The sequence below is a fragment of the Streptomyces sp. NPDC050418 genome (assembly GCF_044458745.1).
Lineage (GTDB): Bacteria > Actinomycetota > Actinomycetes > Streptomycetales > Streptomycetaceae > Streptomyces.
The window spans coordinates 271073-292515 of record NZ_JBITIG010000008.1 but is presented as its reverse complement, the minus strand read 5'-3'; the positions used below and the strand labels follow the sequence as shown (position 1 = coordinate 292515).

The following is a 21443-nucleotide window of genomic DNA, read 5'->3' as shown; positions in this document are numbered from 1 at the left end:
GACCGACGGCTGAACGCCGACGGACCGGACGCCCCTACTCGACCCGACCCAGAGGAACCCTCATATGTGCGGAATCGTCGGTTATATCGGCAAGCGAGACGTCGCCCCGCTCCTCCTCGAAGGCCTGCAGCGCCTGGAGTACCGCGGCTACGACTCCGCCGGCGTCGTCATCACCGGCCCCAAGGCCGCGGGCCTGAAGATGGTCAAGGCCAAGGGCCGCGTCCGCGACCTGGAGGCCAAGGTCCCCGCCCGCTTCAAGGGCACGACCGGTATCGCCCACACCCGCTGGGCCACCCACGGCGCCCCCTCCGACGAGAACGCGCACCCGCACATGTCGGGCGACAACAAGGTCGCCGTCGTGCACAACGGCATCATCGACAACGCGGACGACCTGCGCGCCAAGCTGACCGCCGACGGCGTCGAGTTCGCCTCGGAGACCGACACCGAGGTCCTCGTCCACCTGGTGGCCCGCTCCCAGGCCGAGACGCTGGAGGAGAAGGTCCGCGAGGCCCTGCGCCTCATCGAGGGCACGTACGGCATCGCCGTCCTGCACGCCGACTTCAGCGACCGCATCGTCGTCGCCCGCAACGGCTCCCCGGTCGTCCTCGGCATCGGCGAGAAGGAGATGTTCGTCGCCTCGGACGTCGCCGCGCTCGTCTCGCACACCCGCCAGGTCGTCACCCTCGACGACGGCGAGATGGCCACCATCAAGGCCGACGACTTCCGTACGTACACGACGTCCGGCACCCGCACGACCGCCTCCCCCACCACGGTGGAGTGGGAGGCCGAGTCGTACGACATGGGCGGCCACGACACGTACATGCACAAGGAGATCAGCGAGCAGCCCGACGCGGTCGACCGCGTCCTGCGCGGCCGCATCGACGACCGTTTCTCCACGGTGCACCTCGGCGGCCTCAACCTGGACGCGCGCGAGGCCCGCACGATCCGCCGGATCAAGATCCTCGGCTGCGGCACCAGCTACCACGCGGGCCTGATCGGCGCCGGTCTCATCGAAGGACTGGCCCGGATCCCCGCGGACGCCGAGCCCGCCTCGGAGTTCCGCTACCGCAACCCGGTCGTCGACCCCGACACCCTCTACATCGCGGTCTCGCAGTCCGGTGAGACCTACGACGTGCTCGCGGCCGTCCAGGAGCTCAAGCGCAAGGGCGCCCGCGTCCTCGGTGTCGTGAACGTGGTGGGTTCGGCCATCGCCCGCGAGACCGACGGCGGTGTGTACGTGCACGCCGGACCCGAGGTCTGCGTCGTCTCCACCAAGTGCTTCACGAACACCGTGACGGCCTTCGCGCTGCTCGCCCTGCACCTCGGCCGCATCCGCGACCTGTCGGTCGCCGACGGCAAGCGGATCATCGAGGGCCTGCGCCGCCTGCCCGGCCAGATCCAGGAGATCCTCAAGCAGGAGGACGAGATCAAGAAGCTGGCGAAGCGGTACGCGGACGCCAAGTCGATGATGTTCATCGGCCGGGTCCGCGGCTACCCGGTCGCCCTGGAGGCTTCGCTGAAGCTGAAGGAGATCTCGTACATCCACGCCGAGGCGTACCCCGCCTCGGAGCTGAAGCACGGTCCGCTCGCGCTCATCGAGCCCTCGCTGCCGACCGTCGCGATCATCCCGGACGACGACCTCCTGGAGAAGAACCGCGCGGCCCTGGAGGAGATCAAGGCCCGCAGCGGCCAGATCCTCGCCGTCGCGCACCAGGAGCAGGAGAAGGCCGACCACACCATCGTCGTGCCGAAGAACGAGACCGAGCTGGACGCCATCCTGATGGGCATCCCGCTGCAGATCTTCGCGTACCACACGGCCCTGGCCCTGGGCCGGGACATCGACAAGCCGCGCAACCTCGCGAAGTCGGTGACCGTCGAGTAGTCACGTCCTTCGTACGGACGCGAACGACCCCCTGTGTGTGCCACCAGCGCACAGGGGGTCGTTCTCGTGTGAGCCGAAGTCGCCCATTACTCCGGCCCGTTGGCTGCTCAGCCGGTGGCCGTCACCCCCCGGCCGGCAGCACGTCCGGTGAGGGCGGGCCATTTCGCGAGGACCGCCGTGGCGCCGTACCAGGCGACCGCACCCGCGGCGACGCCGGCCCAGCCGCCGACCTTGGCGAGCCCTTCGGTCTCGCCGAACGAGGCGATGGCGAGCAGGAGCAGGGACAGGAAGGTGAGCGCGTACATGCCCTGGCCGAGCAGACCGCCGCCGGCTGCTCCGAGGGTCAGACTGAGGGCCAGCAGAGCGAAGAGGAGCAGGAAGAGACCTGCTGCGTTGGTGGAGACTTCGGCGTCGGCGGTGCCCCAGGTGAACCAGAAGGCGCCGAGACCGGCATACGCGGTGCCCGTGAAGGAGTCACGGTCACGGAAGGCGAACAGGCCGGCGATGAAGAGCGCGATACCGCCGACATAGGTCGCGACGGACATGGCGTCGGCGGCCGTCACTCCGTCGATCACATCGGCGTGACCGAGACCGAACGCCAGGAGGGTCACTCCGAGTGCGAGTTGGCCGAGGGTGGACGTGGTGCTGCTTCCCGCGGAGACTTCGTTGTCCACGGCGGGCTCCCTTCGAAGGTGCAGTCGTGCTGCGCGGTGCCGGCTCGTGCAGTGGGGCCGGCGAGCTTTATGTACCCTTCACAAAGGCACAAAGCACCTCTACTGCGCAGTAGATTTGTCGACCGTCAAAGGGAAGTTGACGTTTCGAACGCCCCATCTCACCTGGGACAACGGGGAGTTACGGAACGGCAACGGCGGAGCGCCACGAGGTGAGGACGGCGGAGTGCTGCGAGACGAGGGCGGCGGGCTCTACGGGATGACGACGACCGGCCGCTGCGCCCGCTTCGCGAGCCGCCCCGCGACCGAGCCGAAGATCCGGCCGACGATGCCGTGCGTCGAGCCGACGACGATCGCGTCCGCCTCGTACTCGCGGCCGACCTCCTCCAGCTCGTGGCAGATGTCACCGCCGCGCTCGACGAGGATCCAGGAGACCTCGGAGAGATAGTCCGCACACGCGAGCTCGAGCCCGAGCACCTCGGTGCGGTGGTCGGGGACGTCGACGAAGACCGGCGGCTCGCAGCCCGCCCAGACCGTGGTGGGCAGCCGGTTGGCCACGTGCACGATGATCAGCGCGGACGAGGAGCGCCGGGCCATTCCGATGGCGTACGAGAGGGCGCGCTCGCTGGAGGTCGAGCCGTCGAAGCCGACGACGACGCCATGACGGAACGCGGGATCACAGGACTTGCGCAGCTCTTCCGCGGCGATCGGCTCGCCTGCGAGGGCCGCGATCTCATCGGGATCGGCGACCTGGCGCTTGCGGGGCGCGGGTTCGGGAAATTCGTGACCGGCCATCGGTGTCTCGGAAAAGTGAGTCCTCGAAGGAGGGGACAGCAGTAAGAGGGACTGACGAAGGGCTCAGGTGCAGAAGGTTCAAGGTGCAAGGGCTGGCGAAGGGCTGTGCCACGGAGCAGTGTCCGGGAATCATCTTCCCAACCCGTATACCCCAAGGGTACGGCGACACTCCTCTCCTGCCCAGGCTCCGCAGGGGGCTCCCCGCGGCGTTTCAGGAGCATGCATGAGCGCTGACCGTATGGCAATGGTCCCTGCCTCCTACAGCCATTTGCCCGGACTCGTCACAAGCTACGAGCCTCGCACGACACCCTGCCGAGGGGGCGCAGACAAGGGCTCACAGGGGCGGGCGGGGAGGCGGCTGGTTCACGCCGGGCGCCGACCGGAAACGGTCGTGCGCCCCCGTCGCTTTTCGGCCAAAGTCCCGGACGGCGCGTGGCGTTGCGCCGCAGGGCCCCCAACCCCCGTACCACCAGCGGAAAAAGCCCCGGCGGGGGGCCGCACACCCTATGTGGACCGGCCACCGGCAAAAGGCGGACTTCCCAGCAACGCCCTGGAGTGCAACGCTTCGTGATCGAATGCTTCACGCCAAGTTGCCTTGTCGACAATGCAGTACGGCCTTAACTGGTCACGCCGGCACCATCGGACCCAGTAGATTCGATCATGACCGTCCAGGCGGGGGACTCGTTGCGAGGGGAAACGTGCAGGAGCGACGCTGCGGCAGTGCAGGACGCCGAAACGCAAGGGGTGCCGCGACCACCGAGGGGGGCTTAGCGCCATGAGCCACGACTCCGCCGCACCGGAGACGAGCCGCAAGCTCTCCGGCCGAAGGCGCAGGGAAATCGTCGCCGTGCTGTTGTTCAGCGGCGGGCCCATCTTCGAGAGTTCCATCCCTCTGTCCGTGTTCGGCGTCGACCGCCAGGACGCCGGCGTGCCGCGCTACCGCCTGCTCGTGTGCGGCGGCGAGGACGGACCGCTGCGGACCACCGGCGGGCTCGAACTGACCGCACCGTACGGTCTCGAAGCCATCGCACGGGCCGGCACCGTCGTCGTGCCCGCGTGGCGCTCGATCACCGCACCGCCGCCGCAGAGCGCCCTCGACGCCCTGCGCCGCGCCCACGAGGAAGGGGCACGGATCGTCGGTCTGTGCACCGGCGCCTTCGTGCTCGCCGCGGCCGGACTGCTCGACGGGCGCCCCGCGACCACCCACTGGATGTACGCGCCGACGCTCGCCAAGCGCTATCCGTCGGTCCACGTCGACCCGCGCGAGCTCTTCGTCGACGACGGGGACGTGCTGACCTCCGCCGGCACCGCGGCCGGAATCGACCTCTGTCTGCACATCGTGCGCAGCGACCACGGAACCGAGGCGGCCGGGGCCCTGGCCCGCCGTCTGGTCGTGCCGCCGCGCCGCTCCGGCGGTCAGGAGCGCTACCTCGACAGGTCTTTACCGGAGGAGATCGGCGCGGACCCGCTCGCCGAGGTCGTCTCCTGGGCACTGGAGCACCTCCACGAGCAGTTCGACGTCGAGACGCTCGCGGCCCGTGCGTACATGTCACGCCGTACCTTCGACCGCCGTTTCCGCTCCCTGACGGGCTCGGCGCCGCTGCAGTGGCTGATCACGCAGCGTGTGCTGCAGGCCCAGCGGCTGCTCGAGACCTCCGACTACTCGGTCGACGAGGTCGCGGGCCGCTGCGGCTTCCGCTCGCCGGTCGCGCTGCGCGGCCACTTCCGGCGCCAGCTGGGCTCCTCGCCCGCCGCCTACCGCGCGGCCTACCGGGCCCGCAGGCCGCAGGCCGAGCGCCCGGCGCCGGAACCGGTGGAGGGTCCGATCCCCGCACAGACCCGCCGTACGGCGGCGGCGAGTGCACACGGGATGCCGTCGGCGTCCGTACCGGCGGATGGAGCACGCGGGCAGGACCGGGGCGAACGGGTTCCGGACCGGGGAGATCGCGCCCCGGACCCGGACAAACCGGGCTCGGACCTCTACGCCCCCGGCACCCCGGCCCGTCCGACGCTGCCCGGCCAGCGGGAGCGCCCCGTAGGGTGATGGGCATGAACGATCGCATGGTGTGGATCGACTGCGAGATGACCGGGCTCTCGCTGACGGACGACGCACTCATCGAGGTGGCCGCACTGGTCACCGACTCGGAACTGAACGTGCTCGGTGAAGGCGTGGACATCGTGATCCGCCCGCCGGACGCGGCGCTGGAGACGATGCCCGAGGTGGTGCGCAATATGCACACCGCCTCGGGCCTCCTCGACGAGCTCGCGGGCGGTACGACGCTGGCCGACGCCGAGGAGCAGGTCCTCGCCTACGTACGTGAGCACGTCAAGGACGCGGGCAAGGCCCCGCTCTGCGGGAACTCGGTCGGCACCGACCGCGGCTTCCTGCTCCGCGACATGCCCACCCTGGAGGACTACCTCCACTACCGGATCGTGGACGTGTCCTCGGTCAAGGAGCTGTCGCGGCGCTGGTACCCGCGGGCCTACTTCAACAGCCCGCAGAAGAACGGCAACCACCGCGCGCTCGCCGACATCCGCGAATCCATCGCGGAGCTCCGCTACTACCGCGAGGCGATCTTCGTCCCGCAGCCGGGACCGGACTCCGAGACGGCCCGCACGATCGCGGCGAAGCACGTCCTGCCTGCGGACGAGTCCTGACAGCCCCTTGATACGCCCCTGATCAGCCCTTGATCCGCCCGGGAAAAAGGTGGGCGCGAGCACCCTCTCGGACCCTGTACACTTTTTCTCGGCCGGTCGGAAAAACGACCGGACATGGTGGGTGTAGCTCAGTTGGTAGAGCACCTGGTTGTGGTCCAGGTGGCCGCGGGTTCAAGTCCCGTCACTCACCCTGAATGATCAAGGCCCGTCCCGTGAAAACGGGGCGGGCCTTGATGCGTAGTACGGCCCTGCCGGCGATACGGGTCTCACATCCCGGCAACCTTCGCCGCCAGGAACCTCGGAGCCTGGAGCCGGTAGCTGTCCGTGAGGAGTTCCGTGAGTTCGGTCCAGTCCGTGTGCGGGCCGAGGATCGCGGCTGCGACGTTCTGGCCCCAGGCCGCGCGGAAGTAGGGGAAGCCCTCGCTGGTCAGGCCGAGGAGGTCGTCGGCGGGGACGCGGAAGGTGACGACCGTGAGCTCCTCGCCGGCCGTGGCGTACGGGGCGTAGAACGGCGAGCGGTCGATGTCCGGGCTGTAGACGTGGGCGATCGTGCGGGCGCGGATGCGCCAGCGCAGGCCGATCCAGGCCGGTTCCTCGTACGCCTCGGGGAGCCGCTCGCAGATCGGGCGCAGCCGGTTCAGGATGTCCGGGGGAACGTCGCCGGGGCTGGTCATGAGGCGAGCGTAGCCACGGCCGCTCGAAGCGTCGTCACGACCGCTTGAATCGGTAGGGCTCGCCGCCGCCCGGGCGGCCCGTGGGAACGGCCTCCAGGGAGTCGTCGTCGACGAGGACGACTTCGAGACTGACGGGGACGCTGACCGTGAGGCACGCGGTCTCGAACGCGATGCGGTACTCGCCGTCCGTGTCCTTGGGTGTCACCTTCGCGCCCCCGCAGAGCCGCGACGGCGACGTGCCCAGGTCCGCCTTGCCGGTCTCGTACACGCGGATCTGTGCGTAGTCGGCGAAGTCCGAGAAGCCCTGCGGCTGGGCGCCGTCCGCGACCCATTCGCCCGTGATCGGGTCCGGCTCCTCCGAGCAGCCGCCGAGCAGCAGACCTATGACGAGCGCGGGCACGGCGAGAGTTCGGCGCATACGGGGCTCCTCCTGGGTGCGGCCGCCTGGCTGCGAGACTTGTCCCATGGACCGTACCGATCACGTTGCCGCCGACTCTCCCACGTACGAGGACGTCGTACGCGCCCATCAGCGGATCGGCGGGGTCGCCCACCGCACGCCCGTGCTCACCTCGCGGCTCACCGATGAGGAGCTGGGTGCCCGGTTCTTCTTCAAGGCGGAGAATCTGCAGCGGATGGGGGCGTTCAAGTTCCGTGGCGCGTACAACGCGTTGGCGCAGTTCGACGAGCGGCAGCGGCGGGACGGGGTGGTGGCGTACTCATCCGGGAACCACGCGCAGGCCGTCGCGCTCTCCGCGCGGCTCCTCGGGATCCCGGCGACCATCGTGATGCCGCACGACGCCCCCGCGGCGAAGGTCGCGGCGACGCGCGGGTACGGGGCCGAGATCGTGGTGTACGACCGGTACACCGAGGACCGGGAGGCCATCGGGCGGGCGCTGGCGGACGAGCGCGGGCTCACTCTGATTCCGCCCTACGACCATCCCCATGTGATGGCCGGGCAGGGGACCGCGGCGAAGGAGCTCTTCGAGGACGCCGGCGAACTTGACGCCCTGTTCGTGCCGCTGGGCGGCGGCGGGCTGCTGTCGGGCACGCTCCTTTCGGCGGAGGCGCTCTCTCCCGGGTGCGCGGTGTACGGGGTCGAGCCCGAGGCCGGGAACGACGGTCAGCAGTCGCTCCGCAAGGGCGAGATCGTGCACATCGACACACCGCGGACCATCGCGGACGGCGCGCAGACCCAGCATCTGGGACAGCACACGTTTCCCGTGATCCGGGAGCGGGTGCGCGATGTGCTGACCGCGACCGACGAGCAACTCATCGAGTGCCTGCGGCTGTTCGCATCCCGTATGAAGACCGTGGTGGAGCCCACCGGCTGCCTCGGCTTCGCCGCCGCCCGCGAACGGGCGGCCGAGCTGCGCGGGCTCAGGGTCGGGGTGATCCTCAGCGGAGGGAACGTGGATCCGTCGCGGCTGGGGGCGTTCCTCGCCTCGTAGGGCGCCGAAAAGCAGATGCCCGCACCCCTGCGCCTCGCTACGGTGAAGGCGTTCAGGTGCGAAGGCAGCGGCTACTTCTCCCTATAAGAGAGCAACGCGGGTTCGAATCCCGCCGCCGGCAAGACGCCGGTGTCGTCCAGCGGCCCAGGACACTTACGTCGCCGCAGCCGACCGGGATCTCTGGACACCTTCGCGCGGGCGCGCCTCAGGACGACGCCCGCACCACCAACTCCGTGGGCAGCACCAGCTGTTCGCGGGCCAGGCGGCGGGATGCCTGCGGATGGCGGGCGCCCACCGAGGCGATCTCCGCCAGCAGCAGCCGGGTCATCTCGCGCCCCATCTCCTCGATGGGCTGACGCACGCTCGTGAGCGGCGGGTCCATGTGCCGGGCGACGGCCGAGTCGTCGAAGCCGACCAGCGCCACGTCCTCGGGGATGCGGCGGCCCTTGTCGCGCAGGATCTGCCGGGCGCCCGAGGCCATCACGTCCGACGCGGCGAAGACCGCGTCGAGGTCGGGGCGGCGGGCGAGCAGTTCGGTCATGGCGCGGCGGCCGCCCTCCTCCGTGAAGTCCCCCGGTTCGACGAGCGTGTCGTCCACCTCCTGGCCCGCCGCGGCCAGCGCCGCCCGGTAGCCGTCGAGGCGGCGCTGGGCGCCGTAGACGTCGAGGCGGCCGGTGATGGTGGCGATCCGGGTGCGGCCCCGGGAGAGAAGGTGCTCGATGGCCGCCTTCGCGCCCTCGAAGTTGTCGGAGTCGACGGAGGTGAGGGGTTCGGTGGCCGAACGGCGGCCGGAGACCACCGCCGGGATGTCCAGCTGCTCGATGAGATCGGGCAGCGGATCGTCCGCGTGGACGGAGACGAGGAGCACGCCGTCGACCCGCTGGGCCGCCAAGTACTGGGCGAGGCGCCGCCGTTCGCGGGCTTTGCTCGCAAAGGTGAGCAGCAGCTGGACCTCGGTGTCGGCGAGGGCGTCGCCCACCCCGTGGATGATGTCCGAGAAGTACGGCTCCGCGAAGAAGCGGCCCTCCGGTTCCGGCACGACCAGGGCAATCGCGTCCGTACGGTTCGCGGCGAGCGCGCGCGCCGCCGTGTTCGGGACATAGCCGAGCTCGGCGACGGCGGCCTCGACGGCGGCGCGGGTCCGTTCGCTGACGCGAGGCGAGCCGTTGATCACGCGGGAGACCGTGCCGCGGCCGACGCCGGCGCGCGCCGCGACCTCCTCGAGCGTGGGCCGGCCGCCGCTCCTGGCCCGTCCTCCCGGACGGGGTTGACGGATCGTCATGCCTGCCTCCCCAGACGGAACGTCATGCCTGCCCTCCCGGACCGAGCGCCATGCCCGCCTCCCCTCCCGTACGCCATGGGTGTCTCCCCGTCCCGCACGAATCATTCGCGCATCCGGCCGGAACTTCGGTCACCCGGGCGAAAACTAACAGCCGGATAACCGATTCGACTCCGTCCGTCAGGTCCCTTGACACCCCTTGGCGGAGCCGGGACTCTTCAACTCATCACACATGGGAGCGCTCCCACCGTACCTGGCACTTACAACACCCGCACGTTCCCGCCCGAGCCGCACCTTGAAATACCCCCACAGCACGACAGAGTTGGCTGGGAGTCGGCACGTCAGGGCACAAGGAGGACGCAATGCGCATGAGGCACCGAACGTCCCGTCAAGCGGTGGTCCTTGCGGCCGTCGCCGCATTGGGCGCGGGGCTGCTGGCCGGCTGTGCCGAGGACTCGGACGAGCCCGGCGGATCCGGCGGCGGCAAGAAGGACGCCAAGGGCAAGACCACGATCACCGTGGGCGTGTTCGGCGCCTTCGGCCTCAAGGAGGCCGGTCTCTACAAGCAGTACATGAAGGAAAACCCCAACATCGTCATCGAACAGACCTCGGTGGAGCGCAACGAGAACTACTACCCCGCGCTGCTCACCCACCTCGCCTCGGGCAGTGGTCTCGCCGACATCCAGGCGGTCGAGGTCAACAACATCGCGGAGATCACCGCGACCCAGGCCGACAAACTCATGGACCTCGGCAAGGTCGAGGGCGTCGACAAGAACAACTTCCTGGACTGGAAGTGGGCCCAGGGCACCGCCAAGGACGGCAAGACGGTCGCCCTCGGCACGGACGTCGGCCCGCAGGGCATCTGCTACCGCAAGGACCTGTTCAAGAAGGCCGGGCTGCCCACCGACCGTGACGAGGTGAGCAAGCTGTGGGCGGGCGACTGGAACAAGTACCTCGAGGTCGGCAAGGACTTCCAGGCCAAGGTGAAGGACTCCAAGTTCGTCGACGGCGCGCAGAACGTGATGGCCGCCGTGCACGGCAGCAGCGAGAACCGCTTCTACGACAAGGACGGCGAGGTCGTCTACAAGACCAACCCCGTCATCAAGGAAGGCTGGGACCTCGCCGCCGAGTTCGCCGAGGCGGGCCTGTCGGCGAAGCTGCAGAGCTTCACGCCGTCGTGGGACCAGGGCTTCGCCAACGGTGACTTCGCCACGATCTCCTGCCCGGCGTGGATGCTCGGCTACATCAAGGACAAGGGCGGCAAGACGGCCGAGGGCAAGTGGGACGTGGCCTCCGCGCCCAAGCCCTCCAACTGGGGCGGCTCCTTCCTCGCCGTACCCGAAGCGGGCAAGAACAAGGAGGAGGCCGCCAAGCTCGCCGCCTGGCTGACCGCTCCCGAGCAGCAGGCGAAGCTCTTCACCGAGCGCGCCAGCTTCCCGAGCGCCAAGGCCGCGTACGAGCTGCCGGCGGTCAAGGACGCCAAGCACAAGTACTTCGGCAACGCGCCCATCGGTGAGATCTTCGCCAAGGCAGCCGAGGGCACGCCCGTGCAGATCCTCGGTCCGAAGGACCTGATCATCGCGCAGAACCTCGCGGACGTGGGCATGCTCCAGGTCGACCAGAAGGGCACCGACCCCGATGAGGCCTGGGACAAGGCAATGAAGTCGATCGACAACGCGCTGGATCAGTAAATGGTGAATCAGTACCGGACCACCGCGGCCCCCCTGGGGGAGGGGGCCGCGGCCCCGCGCGTGGACGAGGGCCCGGCGAAGGAGCCGAGCCCCAAGGAGCTCAAGGCCCGGGCGTGGCGCAGCAGGCGCTACCGCTGGGACATGAAGTTCAGTCCGTACGCGTTCCTCACGCCGTTCTTCCTCTTCTTCCTCGCCTTCGGGCTCTTTCCGCTGCTCTACACCGGCTGGGCCTCTCTGCACCGGGTCTCGCTGACCGCTCCGAACGACATGGAGTGGGTGGGGCTGAGGAACTTCACCCGGCTGCTCAGTGACGAATTCTTCTGGAACGCGCTGCAGAACACGGTCACGATCGGTCTGCTCTCGACCGTGCCGCAGCTGGTGATGGCGCTCGGGATCGCGCATCTCCTCAACTACCGGCTCCGCGGCTCCTGGTTCTTCCGGGTCGCGGTCCTCACGCCGTACGCGACCTCGGTGGCCGCGGCGACGCTCGTCTTCGTGCTGCTCTTCGGGCGCGACTACGGGATGTTCAACTGGGGTCTCGGCATGCTCGGGATCGACAACATCGACTGGAAGAACGGGACATGGACGTCCCAGCTCGCCGTGTCGACGATCGTGATCTGGCGGTGGACGGGGTACAACGCCCTGATCTATCTGGCCGCGATGCAGTCCATCCCCAACGACCTCTACGAGTCGGCCGCGCTCGACGGGGCCACGCGCTGGCAGCAGTTCTGGCATGTGACGCTGCCGTCGCTGCGCCCGACGATCCTGTTCACGTGTGTCGTCTCCACGATCGGTGCGACGCAACTGTTCGGTGAGCCGCTGCTGTTCAACGACGGCGCCTCGCCGACGGGCGGGCCCGACCACCAGTTCCAGACGCTGGGCCTCTATCTGTACGAACAGGGCTGGGTGAATCTGCATCTGGGCCGCGCCTCGGCCATCGCCTGGGCGATGTTCCTGATCCTCCTGTTGATCGCCCTGGTCAACTGGCTGCTCGCCCGCCGGCTGCAGAAGAACGAAGGGAAGGTCCGATGAGCGCCACCGTCACCGACCGGGTGCCGGACGCCGGTCCGGGCCACGACCGCTCACGCCCGCGCAAGTCCCGTAAGAGCAAGGCCGGCAAGACGCTGTACGGGGGCAAGTGGACGTATCTCGTCCTGATCGTCGTCACCGTGCTCTCGCTGTTCCCGCTGGTGTGGACGGCGATCGCGGCCTCGCGCAACAACACCCGGCTGGCGCAGACCCCGCCGCCCTTCTGGTTCGGCGGGAATCTCTTCAAGAACCTGGAGATCGCCTGGACCGACGCCAACATGGGGACGGCGCTGCTCAACACGACGATCGTCGCGAGCATCGCCTCGGCGGGAACGGTGCTGATCTCCACGCTGGCCGGTTTCGCCTTCGCCAAACTGCGGTTCCGCTGGAAGAACTTCCTGCTCTTCTTCGTGATCGCCACGATGATGGTGCCGCCGCAGCTGAGCGTCGTCCCGCTGTACATGCTGATCGCCGAGCTGTCCTGGACGGACCAGCTGCAGGCCGTGATCATGCCCTTCTTCGTCTGTGCCTTCGGGGTGTTCTTCATGCGCCAGTACCTGGTGCAGGCGCTGCCGAACGAGCTGGTCGAGGCGGCGCGCGTGGACGGCGCCAGCAGTTTCCGGGTGCTGTGGCACGTGGTGTTCCCCGCGGCGCGGCCCGCGATGGCCGTGCTGGGGATGCTCACCTTCGTGCAGGCCTGGAACGACTTCTTCTGGCCGATCATCGCCCTCACCCAGAACGGGAGTCCGACCGTGCAGGTCGCACTGACCGGGCTCGGGCGCGGGTACATCCCCGACCAGTCGGTGATCATGGCGGGTGCGCTGCTCGGCACGCTGCCGCTGCTCATCGCGTTCGTCGTGTTCGGCAAGCAGATCGTGGGCGGGATCATGCAGGGGGCGGTGAAGGGCTGAGCTCTCCCCCTCCCCCCGCCCACAGAAGATGCGATTCATCAACTCCCCTTTCCCGTACGAAGAATGGGAGCGCTCCCGTGCCCGCAGTCGAAGCGTCCGAAGCCCTCGCGACCGCAGTCCCCGCGACCGAACTGTCCCCCTCCGGACCGGCCGGCTTTCCGCCGGGCTTTCTGTGGGGGGCCGCCACGGCCGCGTACCAGATCGAGGGCGCCGCCCAGGAGGACGGGCGCACCCCGTCCATCTGGGACACCTTCAGCCGTACGCCGGGCAAGGTGCTCGGCGGTGACACCGGGGATGTGGCCTGCGACCACTACCACCGCTTCCGTGACGACGTCCGCCTCATGGCCGAACTCGGCCTGGGCGCCTACCGGTTCTCCGTCTCCTGGCCCCGCGTGCAGCCCACCGGGCGCGGGCCCGCCGTGCAGCGCGGGCTCGACTTCTACCGTGCGCTGGTCGACGAGCTGCTGGAGCACGGCATCACACCGATGGCGACGCTCTACCACTGGGACCTGCCGCAGGACCTGGAGACGGCCTTCCCCAGCGGTTCCAGCGCCGGCGGGGGCTGGCCCGAGCGGGACACGGCGGAGCGGTTCGCCGAGTACGCCGGGATCGTGGGCGAGGCGCTCGGCGACCGGGTGGAGCTGTGGTCCACGCTCAACGAGCCGTGGTGCAGCGCCTTCCTGGGCTACGGCTCAGGGGTGCACGCGCCGGGCCGCACCGACGACGTGGCGGCCCTGCGCGCGGCCCACCACCTCAACCTCGGGCACGGGCTCGCCACCCGGGCGCTGCGGGCGGTGCTCCCGGCGCGGGCGCGCGTCGGCATCGCGCTCAATCCCAGTGCCGTACGCCCCCTGACCGATGCACCGGCGGACCGGGACGCGCAGCGCAGGATCGACGCGCTCGCCAACCGGATCTTCAGCGGGCCGCTGCTCAAGGGCGCCTATCCGGCCGATCTGCTCGCCGACACCGCGCATATCACCGACTGGTCCTTCGTCCGCTCCGACGATCTCGCCACCATCAAGAACCCCCTCGACTTCCTCGGCATCAACTACTACGCGCCCGCGGTCGTCTCGGCCACGAGCGATCCCACCGCCCCGCGCGCGGACGGGCACAACTCCAGCTCCCACTCCCCCTGGCCGGGCGCCGACTCGGTGGCCTTCCACCGGGCGCCGGGCGAACTCACCGCGATGGAATGGCCGGTGGACCCGACCGGCCTCACGGACCTTCTCCTTCAATACACCGCCGAGGCCCCGGGGGTTCCGCTCTTCGTGACGGAGAACGGGGCGGCCTTCGACGACCGGGTCGGCGAGGACGGCTCGGTGCACGACCCGGACCGCGTCCGCTATCTGCACGGGCATCTGTCCGCGGTCCACGCGGCGATCCGCCAAGGAGCGGACGTACGCGGCTACTTCCTGTGGTCGCTGCTCGACAACTTCGAGTGGGCGTACGGATACAGCAAGCGCTTCGGCGCGGTGTACGTGGACTACGAGACGCAAGCGCGGACACCGAAGACGAGCGCGCGCTGGTACGCGGAGGCGGCCCGCAGGGGGGTGCTGCCGCCGGTGGACTGACGGCCGGAGGACCCGGACACACACCCCGGCCGGACAGAAGGGGGAAGCCCGGCCGGGGTGTGTCACACCCCCGAAGCGCCGGCCGTCTGGCCCTTCTTGCGGCGGCGCACCGCCGCGCCCCGGTGGCGGCGCCTGCCCTCCGTGGGCCGGCGCTCGTCCAGCTGGATCCAGATACGGATCTCCGTACCGCCGAGGACCGAGGAGCCGATGCGGACGTCGCCGCCCGTCGACTCGGCCATCCGCCGCACGATGTCCAGGCCGAGGCCCGTCGAACCCGCCGCGCCCGAGCCGCCGCCGCGGCGCAGGGCCGCCTCCGGGTCGGTGATGCCGGGGCCCGCGTCCGAGACGAGGATGATCACCGCGTCCTCGCCGTTGTGCACGTCGACCGCGAAGGCCGTGCCTTCGGGTGTGTGGCGGAAGACGTTGCCCAGCAGCGCGTCGAGGGACGCGGTCAGTTCGGTCCGTACGACCGGGATCGGCACCGGGCGGTCCACGCCCGCGACCCGTACCTTGCGTGCCTCGTCCTCGGCGAGCGCCGACCAGAAGTCCATCCGCTCGCGGATCACCGCGGCCGCGTCACAGCCGCCCCCGCCGCCGTGCGCGGTCTGCGGCTTGGCCTCGCGGGCGGTGCGGATGATCGTGTCGACCTCGTTCTCCAGCTGCTCGACCGCGGACCGCGTCTGGTCGGCCGCCGCGCCGTCGCCGAGCGAGGCCGCGTTCAGGCGCAGGACCGTCAGCGGCGTACGGAGGCGGTGGGAGAGGTCCGCCGCGAGTTCGCGCTCGTTCGCCAGGAGCTGGACCACCTGGTCCGCCATCGAGTTGAAGGCCACCGCCGCCGACTTCAGCTCCGTGGGCCCCTCCTCGGGCACGCGGGCCCCGAGCTTCCCCTCGCCCAGGGCCTGCGCGGCGCCCGCGAGGCGCTTGGCCGGCTGGATGAGCCGTACGCCCAGGCGGTCCGCGACCGCGACGGAGCCGATGATCAGCGCGATGCCGACACCCGCGAGCACCACCCACGCGGTGGTGACGCCGTCGCCGACCTCGCCCTCGGGCACGTAGATCTCGACGACCGCGTTGCCGCCGGTGCTCAGCGCGGTCGGCTGCAGCAGGACCGAGCCGCCGGGCGCCTGCGCGATGAACGCGCGGCTCTTGCGGCGGGCCGTCTCCACATCGGCGTCCGAGGCGCGCTGCACGCCCAGCTGGTACGCGGCCTGCCCGTCGCCGCGGGGCACGTGGACGGCCATCCGGCCGTCGCCGCCCGCGTCGGTGATCGCGATGGCGCGTTCCAGTTCGGCGCGTTCGGTGGTGATGGAGAGCGTCGGGGCGATGTTGGCGGCCTGGCGCTCGGCGTTGGAGATCGCACGGTCGCTGGCCATCTCCTTGATGACCAGCGCGAGGGGCACCGCGAAGGCGACCACGACCATCGTGGTGACGGCCAGGCACACCTTGACGAGGGCCCACCTCACCGCGGGGGCTCCAGCTTCACACCGACGCCGCGCAGGGTGTGCAGATAGCGGGGCTTCGCCGCGGTCTCGCCCAGCTTGCGCCGCAGCCACGACAGATGGACGTCGATGGTCTGGTCGTCGCCGTACGACTGCTGCCAGACCTCCGCGAGCAGTTCCTTGCGCGGGACGACGACGCCGGGGCGGCCCGCGAGGAACGCGAGGAGGTCGAACTCGCGGCGCGTCAGGTCGAGGGCCGAGCCGTCGAGGGAGGCCTGGCGGCGGAGCGGGTCGATCGCGAGACCGCCGACGCGCAGCACGCTGGACGCCGCGGTGTCGCTCCCCCCGCCGGCGCCCGCGCGGCGCAGCACGGCGGCCATCCGGGCCGAGAGGTGCTCGACCGAGAAGGGCTTGGTGAGGTAGTCGTCGGCGCCGTCGTTGAGGAGCCGGACGATCTCCGTCTCGTCGTCACGGGCCGTCGCGATGATCACCGGGACGTCGGTGATCCCGCGCAGCATCTTCAGCGCCTCGGCGCCGTCCAGATCAGGGAGCCCCAGATCGAGGATGACCACGTCGAAGCGGATATGAGCGACCTCGCGCAGCGCCTCCAGGGCCGTGCCGACGCTGCGCACGGTGTGCGAGGCGTCGGTCAGATGCCGGATGAGGGCCGAGCGCACGAACTGGTCGTCCTCGACCACGAGCACACTTGCCATGGCCCGCACCGTACGCCATACGGGGGAACGCGGTCAGCGGACCGGCGTTCCCGGGGACGGGGCCATTCCAGGCAGGCCCCGGGACACGCCTGGGGTGCATGAGGCAGTATGGCGCGCGATGCACAGAGGTTTGGTACATGGAGTGGCCTGGACATGCGCCACCGGGGCGGCCGTGACGCTGTCCTGGTGGGGGGTGCACACAGTGATGGCCGGGACCGCCTATGACCGGCCGAGGACCCCGTCGCTCTCCGCCCCGCAGGAGACCACGCAGCAGGCCGCCGACGCCGAGACCTCGGCCACGAACCGGCCCAAGGAACCGTCGAAGTCCGCGAAGCAGGACGACAAGGGCGGGTCGCGCAAACCGTCCGAATCCGGCAAGGGGTCGGGGGACGGCGGGGCGAAGTCTCCCAGTGGTACGCCGAGTGCGCCGAGCAGTTCCTCGGGCTCCTCGTCCGCGAACGGCAAGGTGAAGAGTTACAGCGTCTCGGGCGGGCAGGTCGTCTTCGAGATCCACGGCGCATCGGCCGAGCTGGTCTCCGCGACGCCGCGCACCGGCTGGCAGATGCAGATCTGGAACCAGCCCGAGCTGGACTGGATCCGGGTCACGTTCACGCAGGACGGACGCGAGGTGTCCGTCTTCTGCACCTGGCACGACCACCCGCCGCAGGTGGAGATCGACGATCCCTGATCCCTGGGGGCACGCTCAGCGGAACACCCCGGGCGGTGGCGCGGGCGAGGCGACCGCCGCCGCGTCACCGACCGGCGCGGCTCCCCCGGTGAAGTCGCTCAGCGCCCGCCCGTGCTCGACGCGGCCGGGGTGCGGGTCGGAGGCGATACGGCGGGTGAGATCGGCGACCGGCAGCGTGCGGTCGGAGGCGACGAGGACCGCGTTGCCGAAGCGTTTGCCGCGCAGCACCGCGGGGTCGGCGGCCAGCGCCAGCTCCGGGAAGACCGCCGCGGCCGTCGCGATCTGGCCGCGCAGATGCGCGAGAGGCGGGCCGTCCGCGAGGTTCGCGGCGTAGTGCCCGCCGGGTCCGAGCACCCGGCGCACGTCCGCCAGGAATTCGACGCTGGTCAGATGCGCGGGCGTCCGCGCCGCGCTGAACACGTCGGCGATCACCAGATCCGCCCAGCCGTCGGGGATCTTCGCCAGCCCCTCGCGTGCGTCGGTGGAGCGCACCCGGATCCGCGCGCCCGGGTCCAACGGCAGCTCGCGGCGGACCAGTTGGACCAGCGCCGCGTCCCGTTCGACGACCTGCTGCGAGGAGCGCGGCCGCGTCCCGGCCACGTACCGCGCCAGCGTGAACGCGCCGCCGCCGAGGTGGACGACGTGCAGCGGCTTGCCCGGCGGGGCGATCAGGTCGATGACGTGCCCGAGGCGGCGCTGGTACGAGAAGTCGAGGTAGGCGGGGTCGTCGAGGTCCACGTGGGACTGCGGCGCACCGTCCACGAGGAGGGTCCAGGCGCGTGGCCGGTCCGGATCGGGCATCAGCTCGGCGAGCCCGCCGTCGACCGCCTCGACAACGGCCTGAGCTGCGGTTTTCCTTCTGGCCATCTGGCCATTATGCGGCGCGGGGCGGGGGCCTCGCCTCGCGGGCGGGAGGCCGGTCCGCCGACCTGTACGGCGAAAGGGCGCTGACGGCTCCGCAGCCCCGTACTCCCGCGGGTGCGCGATGATGGACGGGCGAGGCGATCAATGGCGATACGCCCCCGTACGTGCCGCACGCACCGACGTACCCGCGTACCCACCTCCCCCGTAGCTCTGGAGCAACCCCATGGCAGCCCGCATCCTCCTCGCCCGGCACGGACAGACCGCGTGGTCGCTGGCCGGGAAGCACACCGGCCGCACGGATGTGCCCCTGCTCGACGAGGGCCGGGCGGGCGCGAAGCTGCTCGGGGAGCGGCTGCGGCGCGCGCCGTACGACGGGCTGCCGGATGTCGAGGTGCGGACATCCCCGCTGGTGCGGGCGGCCGAGACCTGCGAGATCGCCGGCTTCGGCGGGCGGGCCGAGCGCTGGGACACGCTCATGGAGTGGGACTACGGGGCGTACGAGGGGATGGCCCCCGCGGAGATCCAGGCGGTGAACCCGGGCTGGTTCATCTGGCGGGACGGCGTCCCGGACGGCGAGACGCTCGCCGAGGTCTCCGCGCGGGCGGACGAGGTCGTGGCCTGGGCGCGCTCGGCGGACCGCGACGTCCTGGTGTTCGCGCACGGCCACATCCTGCGCTCGATCGGCGCCCGCTGGCTGGGCCTCCCGATCGACTTCGCCGCCCGCATCCGCCTCAACCCGACGTCCCTGTCGGTCCTGGGCTGGGCCTACGGCGCCCCGGCGATCGAGTCGTGGAACGAGACGGGCCACTTGGAGGGCTGAGCCACCCGCCTCGCGCGAACCGGCCTGCGGCTCACGCGATCCGCCCCAGCCCTTCCTGACGCGCCAGAAAGCGCGCCACCCCCGCCGATCTGCGGTGGGGCAGCAGGACGCGGGCCGTGCCGCGCAGTATTGAGGCGATACGGGTGGAGTGGACCTCGGCGAGGAGGTCAAGGGCGCGGCGGCCTGTTGCGGCGGCTTCGTCGGGGCGGCCCTCGCGGGCGAGGTTGTCGGCCAACTCCGCCGTGTACAGCGCGATGTTGCGTGTGAAGTGCGGATCCTGCAGGCCGACTGCGGTACGGGCCTGGGCGCCGGCCCGGGACCACTCGCCGAGCGCCGACCAGCACTGCGCCTCCAGACCGGCCAGCTCCGCCTCCCCGAAGAACGACATCCACTCGGGGTCCGCGTCGCAGGGCCCGCGGCCGAAGAGCCGCTGGGCGCGGGCGAGCGCCTGCTCGCAGCCGGTGCGGTCGGCCAGGCCCGCGAGCCCGCCGGCCTCGCGGAGCGCGAGCAGCGAAAGCAGCCGGTCCGAGCCGAGCAGCCCGGCGGCCCGCTGCGCGGCCTGCGCCGCACGGACCGCCTCACGGGGCCGCCCCGCGTCCCGCGCCAGGAACGACATGTTGCAGAAGGCGTGCGCCTCCAGCGCGGGGTCGGCCAGCAGCCGCGCGGTGGCCAGCGCCTCGCCGTAATGCGAGCGCGCGTCCTCGTAGCGGCCGGAGTCGTGCGCCAACCAGCCGACGGAGATGGCCAGTTCACCGGCCCCCGCCTGCAGCCGGTCGACCACGGCCTGCCGTGCGGTCCCCGCGTCGAGCAGGGCGTACGCGCTGCGCAGCGGTCCGGCCGCGCGGCGGTAGAGGCCGTCGGCGCCGTGCCGGTCGTCGAGCAGCCGGATCCGGCGGACGGCCTCCTCGACAGCCTCGGCCTCGGCCCCGCCCACCCGCCGCCGGGACGGCACGGCGGCCGCGGGCGCGGCGAGCCCGAGCGAAGGGGCGGTGACCGCGGCCGTGGCGACCGCGGCGGTGGTGCCGGTCATGAACACGCGACGCAGCACGTCGCTCTCCTCTGGATGTTTCAAGTACGGGGTGGCGCCCGGCGGTTCGATGGATGAGACCGGCGCGCGGGCGGCGGCACGCGCCCCGCGGCCGCGGACGGTCTCCCGGGGTGCGAAGCCGAGGTCGGTCAGGGCGCGACCGGGGAACATGTGCAGAAAGACCCGCTCGTACGCGTAGTTGGGACAGCGGATCTCGCCCGCCTCGACCCGTCCGATGTAGCGCGCGTCGCACGAGACCCGCTCCCCGATCTCCCGCGCCGCCCTGCGCACCGCCGCGGCGAACTCGCCCGGCGAGAGGCTGCCGCGCAGCATCCGGAACGCACGGTTGGGGTGCGGGGGCACGGCGGACGGCCCCGGCCCGTCGGACGCCGCACGGGCGGCGGGCACCGACGCGGCCTGCGCGGCGGCGGGCAGGGGAGGCGTGGCGGGAGGCGGAGGCGATGCAGGCGACACGGGAGTCGCGGAAGTCCGCGAGGACGATGCCATGGACCAGCCCTCTCGTGACGGCTCACGGTGGTCGGCGGGATTCAGCTGGGTCGAGCAGGGTTCAGCGGTGTCAAGCAAGGCCGAGCAGGGTTCAGCGGGTGACGAACGTACCGGGAGTGACGGGTGCGCCACGCAGAGTTTTGCTACAAACCGGAAATCCCAGCCCCGATCCGCCATGAACTGCCATCCAATGCGGCGATTCGGCGCCGTAGCCGTTGACGCGGCCACGCGTTGAACCATGCGGTGACGGGTCCCCAGCCGGGTTCACCCGCGAGCATCCCTGAGCCAGGAGGGGTTCCCTTGTTGGAGGCCGGTTTGGACAGCAGCGGCTCCCGTACGAACAGCGGCGGCTCGCCGGTGAAGCGGGGCGGGGAGGTCGCGTGCGACCTGGTGACCGTGCCCACCCGGCAAGGACTCGAGGCGGTCGACATCCTGCGGCGCGGTGCGCCGGCGGTCGGCCCGGTCCTGCACGACGACAGTCATGACACCCTCGGTTTCGTGGTACCGCCCGGCACCGCGGACGCGTGGGACGTGCCGGGTTCGGCCTGTACGCAGACGGCGGGCCGCGGCCTCCCGCTCGCCTCGCCGTCCTCCCCCTCCGCCCCGTCCGGGGGCGCGGGCTGGCTGCTCCCGCCGACCGACGCGGACGCCGTGACGGACCCGGCGGTGCTGCGCGCGGCGCTGGGCGAGGCGGCCCGGATGATCGCGGCCGCGGACGGGTGCCGCGAGTAGTGGACGGGTGCCGCAAGTAGCGCACGGGTCCGCGGCACCGCCGC

Annotated in this window: 20 protein-coding genes and 1 tRNA gene; 12 read left to right on the top strand and 9 right to left on the bottom strand. The window is 70.9% G+C overall.

The window, feature by feature from the left end; all coding sequences use genetic code 11:
* Positions 1 to 64: 64 nt before the first annotated feature.
* Complete coding sequence (glmS, locus tag ACIBI4_RS21495) at positions 65 to 1882, top strand: glutamine--fructose-6-phosphate transaminase (isomerizing) (RefSeq protein WP_399205555.1); 1818 nt, start codon at positions 65 to 67, stop codon at positions 1880 to 1882.
* 107 nt (positions 1883 to 1989) lie between these two features.
* Here the strand turns inward: glmS and ACIBI4_RS21490 are convergent, their stop codons facing one another.
* A complete protein-coding gene (locus tag ACIBI4_RS21490; protein WP_399205554.1) occupies positions 1990 to 2556 on the bottom strand; it encodes a GPR1/FUN34/YaaH family transporter in 567 nt (188 codons plus the stop codon).
* A 249-nt stretch (positions 2557 to 2805) separates the two neighbouring features.
* Positions 2806 to 3348 carry a universal stress protein gene (locus ACIBI4_RS21485; protein WP_399205553.1) on the bottom strand — a complete coding sequence of 181 codons (543 nt, stop codon included), beginning with the start codon at positions 3346 to 3348 and terminating at the stop codon, positions 2806 to 2808.
* A 775-nt stretch (positions 3349 to 4123) separates the two neighbouring features.
* Here ACIBI4_RS21485 and ACIBI4_RS21480 point away from each other — a divergent pair.
* The 3 genes from ACIBI4_RS21480 to ACIBI4_RS21470 all read left to right on the top strand — a co-directional run bounded on the left by ACIBI4_RS21480 (position 4124) and on the right by ACIBI4_RS21470 (position 6196).
* Positions 4124 to 5392, top strand: coding sequence for a helix-turn-helix domain-containing protein (locus ACIBI4_RS21480; protein ID WP_399205552.1), 1269 nt, complete (start codon positions 4124 to 4126; stop codon positions 5390 to 5392).
* Between the two features lie 5 nt (positions 5393 to 5397).
* Entirely contained in the window at positions 5398 to 6006 is a 609-nt protein-coding gene (gene orn / locus ACIBI4_RS21475; RefSeq protein ID WP_399205551.1) for an oligoribonuclease, read from the top strand.
* Positions 6007 to 6123: 117 nt separating this feature from the next.
* Positions 6124 to 6196 (top strand) — tRNA-His (locus ACIBI4_RS21470).
* Between the two features lie 76 nt (positions 6197 to 6272).
* On the opposite strand, the gene ACIBI4_RS21465 is transcribed toward ACIBI4_RS21470, so the two are convergent.
* On the bottom strand, positions 6273 to 6680 hold the full coding sequence (locus ACIBI4_RS21465; protein WP_399205550.1) for an MmcQ/YjbR family DNA-binding protein: 408 nt from the start codon (positions 6678 to 6680) through the stop codon (positions 6273 to 6275).
* Between the two features lie 34 nt (positions 6681 to 6714).
* Positions 6715 to 7098: a hypothetical protein gene (locus tag ACIBI4_RS21460; RefSeq protein WP_399205549.1), complete on the bottom strand. Its 384-nt coding sequence runs from the start codon at positions 7096 to 7098 to the stop codon at positions 6715 to 6717.
* Positions 7099 to 7144: 46 nt separating this feature from the next.
* On the opposite strand from ACIBI4_RS21460, the gene ACIBI4_RS21455 reads away from it, so the two are divergent.
* On the top strand, positions 7145 to 8128 hold the full coding sequence (locus ACIBI4_RS21455) for a threo-3-hydroxy-L-aspartate ammonia-lyase (protein WP_399205548.1): 984 nt from the start codon (positions 7145 to 7147) through the stop codon (positions 8126 to 8128).
* A gap of 205 nt (positions 8129 to 8333) precedes the next feature.
* Here ACIBI4_RS21455 and ACIBI4_RS21450 read toward each other — a convergent pair whose 3' ends face one another.
* Complete coding sequence (locus ACIBI4_RS21450; protein WP_399205547.1) at positions 8334 to 9410, bottom strand: LacI family DNA-binding transcriptional regulator; 1077 nt, start codon at positions 9408 to 9410, stop codon at positions 8334 to 8336.
* A gap of 359 nt (positions 9411 to 9769) precedes the next feature.
* Here ACIBI4_RS21450 and ACIBI4_RS21445 point away from each other — a divergent pair, with 359 nt between their 5' ends.
* The 4 genes from ACIBI4_RS21445 to ACIBI4_RS21430 all read left to right on the top strand — a co-directional run bounded on the left by ACIBI4_RS21445 (position 9770) and on the right by ACIBI4_RS21430 (position 14609).
* Positions 9770 to 11098 carry an ABC transporter substrate-binding protein gene (locus ACIBI4_RS21445; RefSeq protein ID WP_399205546.1) on the top strand — a complete coding sequence of 443 codons (1329 nt, stop codon included), beginning with the start codon at positions 9770 to 9772 and terminating at the stop codon, positions 11096 to 11098.
* The gene (locus ACIBI4_RS21440; RefSeq protein ID WP_399205545.1) at positions 11099 to 12130 is read left to right on the top strand and encodes a carbohydrate ABC transporter permease; all 1032 of its coding nucleotides are present in this window, start codon (positions 11099 to 11101) and stop codon (positions 12128 to 12130) included.
* Positions 12127 to 13038, top strand: coding sequence for a carbohydrate ABC transporter permease (locus tag ACIBI4_RS21435; protein ID WP_399205544.1), 912 nt, complete (start codon positions 12127 to 12129; stop codon positions 13036 to 13038). The genes ACIBI4_RS21440 and ACIBI4_RS21435 overlap by 4 nt, the downstream gene beginning before the upstream one ends.
* Before the next feature lie 131 nt (positions 13039 to 13169).
* Positions 13170 to 14609: a GH1 family beta-glucosidase gene (locus tag ACIBI4_RS21430; protein ID WP_399205717.1), complete on the top strand. Its 1440-nt coding sequence runs from the start codon at positions 13170 to 13172 to the stop codon at positions 14607 to 14609.
* A gap of 62 nt (positions 14610 to 14671) precedes the next feature.
* Here the strand turns inward: ACIBI4_RS21430 and ACIBI4_RS21425 are convergent, their stop codons facing one another.
* Together ACIBI4_RS21425 and ACIBI4_RS21420 are read right to left on the bottom strand one after the other, a co-directional pair.
* Positions 14672 to 16072, bottom strand: coding sequence for an ATP-binding protein (locus tag ACIBI4_RS21425; RefSeq protein WP_399205542.1), 1401 nt, complete (start codon positions 16070 to 16072; stop codon positions 14672 to 14674).
* Complete coding sequence (locus ACIBI4_RS21420) at positions 16069 to 16761, bottom strand: response regulator transcription factor (RefSeq protein ID WP_399205541.1); 693 nt, start codon at positions 16759 to 16761, stop codon at positions 16069 to 16071. Before ACIBI4_RS21420 ends, ACIBI4_RS21425 begins: the two co-directional genes overlap by 4 nt.
* A 118-nt stretch (positions 16762 to 16879) precedes the next feature.
* Between ACIBI4_RS21420 and ACIBI4_RS21415 the strand changes: the two genes are divergently transcribed.
* Positions 16880 to 17449, top strand: a complete 570-nt coding sequence (locus tag ACIBI4_RS21415) for a hypothetical protein (RefSeq protein ID WP_399205540.1) — start codon at positions 16880 to 16882, stop codon at positions 17447 to 17449.
* Positions 17450 to 17464: 15 nt separating this feature from the next.
* Here the strand turns inward: ACIBI4_RS21415 and ACIBI4_RS21410 are convergent, their stop codons facing one another.
* Positions 17465 to 18316 carry a spermidine synthase gene (locus ACIBI4_RS21410; protein ID WP_399205539.1) on the bottom strand — a complete coding sequence of 284 codons (852 nt, stop codon included), beginning with the start codon at positions 18314 to 18316 and terminating at the stop codon, positions 17465 to 17467.
* 220 nt (positions 18317 to 18536) lie between these two features.
* Here ACIBI4_RS21410 and ACIBI4_RS21405 point away from each other — a divergent pair, with 220 nt between their 5' ends.
* Positions 18537 to 19133, top strand: a complete 597-nt coding sequence (locus ACIBI4_RS21405; protein ID WP_399205538.1) for a histidine phosphatase family protein — start codon at positions 18537 to 18539, stop codon at positions 19131 to 19133.
* Between the two features lie 31 nt (positions 19134 to 19164).
* Here ACIBI4_RS21405 and ACIBI4_RS21400 read toward each other — a convergent pair whose 3' ends face one another.
* Entirely contained in the window at positions 19165 to 20493 is a 1329-nt protein-coding gene (locus ACIBI4_RS21400; RefSeq protein ID WP_399205716.1) for a hypothetical protein, read from the bottom strand.
* 474 nt (positions 20494 to 20967) lie between these two features.
* On the opposite strand from ACIBI4_RS21400, the gene ACIBI4_RS21395 reads away from it, so the two are divergent.
* Positions 20968 to 21399 carry a hypothetical protein gene (locus ACIBI4_RS21395; protein WP_399205537.1) on the top strand — a complete coding sequence of 144 codons (432 nt, stop codon included), beginning with the start codon at positions 20968 to 20970 and terminating at the stop codon, positions 21397 to 21399.
* The last annotated feature ends 44 nt before the right edge of the window (positions 21400 to 21443 follow it).

Bases quoted from the DNA above. Each gene is read 5' to 3' on its own strand.
- glmS (WP_399205555.1), top strand. From the start codon at position 65: ATGTGCGGAATCGTCGGTTATATCGGCAAGCGAGACGTCGCCCCGCTC.
- ACIBI4_RS21485 (WP_399205553.1), bottom strand. From the start codon at position 3,348: ATGGCCGGTCACGAATTTCCCGAACCCGCGCCCCGCAAGCGCCAGGTC.
- ACIBI4_RS21480 (WP_399205552.1), top strand. From the start codon at position 4,124: ATGAGCCACGACTCCGCCGCACCGGAGACGAGCCGCAAGCTCTCCGGC.
- orn (WP_399205551.1), top strand. From the start codon at position 5,398: ATGAACGATCGCATGGTGTGGATCGACTGCGAGATGACCGGGCTCTCG.
- ACIBI4_RS21465 (WP_399205550.1), bottom strand. From the start codon at position 6,680: ATGACCAGCCCCGGCGACGTTCCCCCGGACATCCTGAACCGGCTGCGC.
- ACIBI4_RS21460 (WP_399205549.1), bottom strand. From the start codon at position 7,098: ATGCGCCGAACTCTCGCCGTGCCCGCGCTCGTCATAGGTCTGCTGCTC.
- ACIBI4_RS21455 (WP_399205548.1), top strand. From the start codon at position 7,145: ATGGACCGTACCGATCACGTTGCCGCCGACTCTCCCACGTACGAGGAC.
- ACIBI4_RS21450 (WP_399205547.1), bottom strand. From the start codon at position 9,410: ATGACGATCCGTCAACCCCGTCCGGGAGGACGGGCCAGGAGCGGCGGC.
- ACIBI4_RS21445 (WP_399205546.1), top strand. From the start codon at position 9,770: ATGCGCATGAGGCACCGAACGTCCCGTCAAGCGGTGGTCCTTGCGGCC.
- ACIBI4_RS21440 (WP_399205545.1), top strand. From the start codon at position 11,099: ATGGTGAATCAGTACCGGACCACCGCGGCCCCCCTGGGGGAGGGGGCC.
- ACIBI4_RS21435 (WP_399205544.1), top strand. From the start codon at position 12,127: ATGAGCGCCACCGTCACCGACCGGGTGCCGGACGCCGGTCCGGGCCAC.
- ACIBI4_RS21420 (WP_399205541.1), bottom strand. From the start codon at position 16,761: ATGGCAAGTGTGCTCGTGGTCGAGGACGACCAGTTCGTGCGCTCGGCC.
- ACIBI4_RS21415 (WP_399205540.1), top strand. From the start codon at position 16,880: ATGCACAGAGGTTTGGTACATGGAGTGGCCTGGACATGCGCCACCGGG.
- ACIBI4_RS21410 (WP_399205539.1), bottom strand. From the start codon at position 18,316: ATGGCCAGAAGGAAAACCGCAGCTCAGGCCGTTGTCGAGGCGGTCGAC.
- ACIBI4_RS21405 (WP_399205538.1), top strand. From the start codon at position 18,537: ATGGCAGCCCGCATCCTCCTCGCCCGGCACGGACAGACCGCGTGGTCG.
- ACIBI4_RS21400 (WP_399205716.1), bottom strand. From the start codon at position 20,493: ATGCTGCGCGGCAGCCTCTCGCCGGGCGAGTTCGCCGCGGCGGTGCGC.